This window comes from Hydrogenivirga sp. 128-5-R1-1 (assembly GCF_000171895.1).
The window spans coordinates 1-2,471 of sequence record NZ_ABHJ01000120.1; the positions used below are offsets into that span (position 1 = coordinate 1).

The window sequence follows — 2,471 nt, forward strand, 5'->3', positions numbered from 1 at the left end:
TACAAAAGAAGGTGTAGATAAGCTAAAGTCTAAACTTTTTGAAATATATGAAAAATTAAATAAAAATGCAGAAAAATATAGTCAAAAAGCTAATTGAGGAAGCAAAAAAAGCATATAAAAAAGATGAAGTTCCAGTTGGAGCTTTAATTGTCAGGAATGGAGAGATAATATCTAAAGGACATAATCAAAGAATTACTAAAAACAATGCCCTTTACCATGCAGAGATTGTTGCAATAGAAAAAGCCTGTAAAAAACTAAAAAGCTGGAGACTTGATGACTGTGAAATATGGGTCAGTTTAGAGCCCTGTGTAATGTGTGCAGGTGCAATAATGCAGTCAAGGATAAAAAAGGTCTATTTTCTGGCACAGGATGAAAAAGGAGGAGCAGTTATAAGCAAATACAGGCTATTTGATGATAATAAACTTCCGTTTAAAGTAGATTATGAATACATTCCTGTAAAAGAAGCATCAGATATATTAAAAAGATTTTTTAAAGAAAAAAGATAATACTACTTTTCTATTGGCAACCTTTCTTTCTTCCATTCTAATATTCCATTTTTTAAATTGTAAACTTTCTTCACACCCCATTTTTCAAGAATTTTTGAAGCAACGGCACTTCTATTTCCACTTCTACAGTAAATAAAAACTTTTTTGTTTTTTAAGCCTTTACCCCCTAAATAAATATATTTAAAAAGCTGTATAGGAATAAGATTTGCTCCTTTTATATGACCTTCTTTGTAAAATTCCTGAGGAGTTCTGACATCTAAAAGAATATAATCTTTTTCCTTATTCAAAAATTCATAAAACTCTTTAGCAGATAAGTTTTCATAAGCATAACTTAAGCTAAAAAGTGATAAAATAAGTATTAATAATTTTTTCATTTTCGCCTCGTATAGATATATTCTAATTTGAATATATAAAATATTAGCATAAATTTATCAAACGCAAAAATAAATAAACATAAAGGGATAAAAATGTATAGAGTAGCAATAGTAGGAAGACCAAATGTTGGGAAATCTTCACTGTTTAACAGAATAATAGGGCAAAAAAAGGCAATTGTTGAAGACATTCCAGGAATTACAAGGGACAGACTTATACAAACAACCGAGTGGAGAAATATACCTTTTGAACTTGTAGATACAGGCGGGTATATAGAAACAGACGATGATAAGTTTGCACCATTTATAAGAAAACAGATAGAAAAAGAGATGGAAGATGCAGACGCATTCATCTTAGTAGTTGATTCAAAAACAGGTTTAACAGAAGCAGACAAAGATATAGCAAGGATACTGCATAAAACTGAAAAACCTGTATATATTGCAGTAAATAAAGTTGACAATCCATCTCAGGAAGATACAATTTACGAATTTTATGAGCTTGGCTTTGACAAAGTTTTTCCAGTATCAACAATACAAAAATATGGTGTAGCAGACCTTTTAGATGAAGTTATTGAGAACATTCCAGATTACGAGATACAGGCATCAAAAGAAGAAGTAAAAGAGCAAGAAATATACAAAAAAGATGAAATAAAAGTTGCAATAATTGGAAAACCAAATGCAGGGAAATCTTCTATTTTAAACGCAATAACAGGAGAAGAAAGAGCTCTGGTTTCTAATATTCCAGGTACAACCAGAGATGTAGTTGATACAATGGTAAAAATAGAAAATAAAACTTATAGATTTTTAGATACTGCAGGCCTCAGAAAAAAATCAAAAGTAGACTATGGTGTAGAATTTTTCAGCGTAGGAAGAACACTTGATGCGATAAAGAAAGCCGATGTTGTAGTTCATGTAATAGATGCTGAGCAAGGAGCAACAGAACAAGACCAAAAAATAGCCCATTTATCACAAAAATATTACAAACCTGTAGTGATTGTCATAAACAAAATAGACAGACTTCCAAAGAGAAAAGAAGTACTAAATTCTCTGCTTAAGCAGGTTAAGGAAAAACTTTACTTTTTACCTTATGCCCCGGTTTTAACAGTTTCAGCAAAAAAACATATAAACATTGATAAACTTCTAAAAACTGTAGAAGAAGTTTACAAGCAAGTATGGAAAAGAGTGAGTACAGGACAGTTAAATAAAGCCCTGCAGCAGCTTCAGTCTTTACAGGCACCTCCTTCGTATCAGGGAAAACCACTAAAAATATATTATGGAACCCAGCTTGAAGGAAAACCTCCAGCATTTTTACTGTTTGTAAATTATCCTCAAGGCTTTAAAGAAAATTACGTAAAATTTTTAGAAAATGGATTAAGAAAGCTCCTTGGATATGATAAATCTCCAATGAAACTTATTTTCAGAGACAGACATACAAATCAGCCTTCCAGATGATAAAATAATTATATTCAAATATTTTCTCGGAAGGTGAGTTTATGAATTTTAACGATTTAGACTGGCTGTGTATTAATACAATTAGAGTATTATCTTTAGACCAGATTCAAACTGCAAAATCTGGACATCCAGGAATGCCCCT

At 31.2% G+C, this 2,471-nt stretch carries 4 protein-coding genes; 3 read left to right on the top strand and 1 reads right to left on the bottom strand.

Translation table 11 applies throughout. From position 1 onward, the window contains the following. Positions 1-65 precede the first annotated feature (65 nt). Complete coding sequence (locus HG1285_RS04525) at positions 66-506, top strand: nucleoside deaminase (protein WP_008288617.1); 441 nt, start codon at positions 66-68, stop codon at positions 504-506. A gap of 2 nt (positions 507-508) precedes the next feature. Here the strand turns inward: HG1285_RS04525 and HG1285_RS04520 are convergent, their stop codons facing one another. Further along, entirely contained in the window at positions 509-880 is a 372-nt protein-coding gene (locus HG1285_RS04520) for a rhodanese-like domain-containing protein (RefSeq protein WP_008288618.1), read from the bottom strand. 93 nt (positions 881-973) lie between these two features. On the opposite strand from HG1285_RS04520, the gene der reads away from it, so the two are divergent. Together der and HG1285_RS20655 are read left to right on the top strand one after the other, a co-directional pair. Beyond that, the gene (gene der / locus HG1285_RS04515; RefSeq protein ID WP_008288619.1) at positions 974-2,329 is read left to right on the top strand and encodes a ribosome biogenesis GTPase Der; all 1,356 of its coding nucleotides are present in this window, start codon (positions 974-976) and stop codon (positions 2,327-2,329) included. 41 nt (positions 2,330-2,370) lie between these two features. Next, a partial coding sequence (locus HG1285_RS20655) for a hypothetical protein (RefSeq protein WP_157560662.1) occupies positions 2,371-2,471 on the top strand: 101 nt, incomplete at its 3' end.

Coding starts and splice junctions, on each gene's coding strand:
- der (WP_008288619.1), top strand. CDS start 974: ATGTATAGAGTAGCAATAGTAGGAAGACCAAATGTTGGGAAATCTTCA.
- HG1285_RS04520 (WP_008288618.1), bottom strand. CDS start 880: ATGAAAAAATTATTAATACTTATTTTATCACTTTTTAGCTTAAGTTAT.
- HG1285_RS04525 (WP_008288617.1), top strand. CDS start 66: ATGCAGAAAAATATAGTCAAAAAGCTAATTGAGGAAGCAAAAAAAGCA.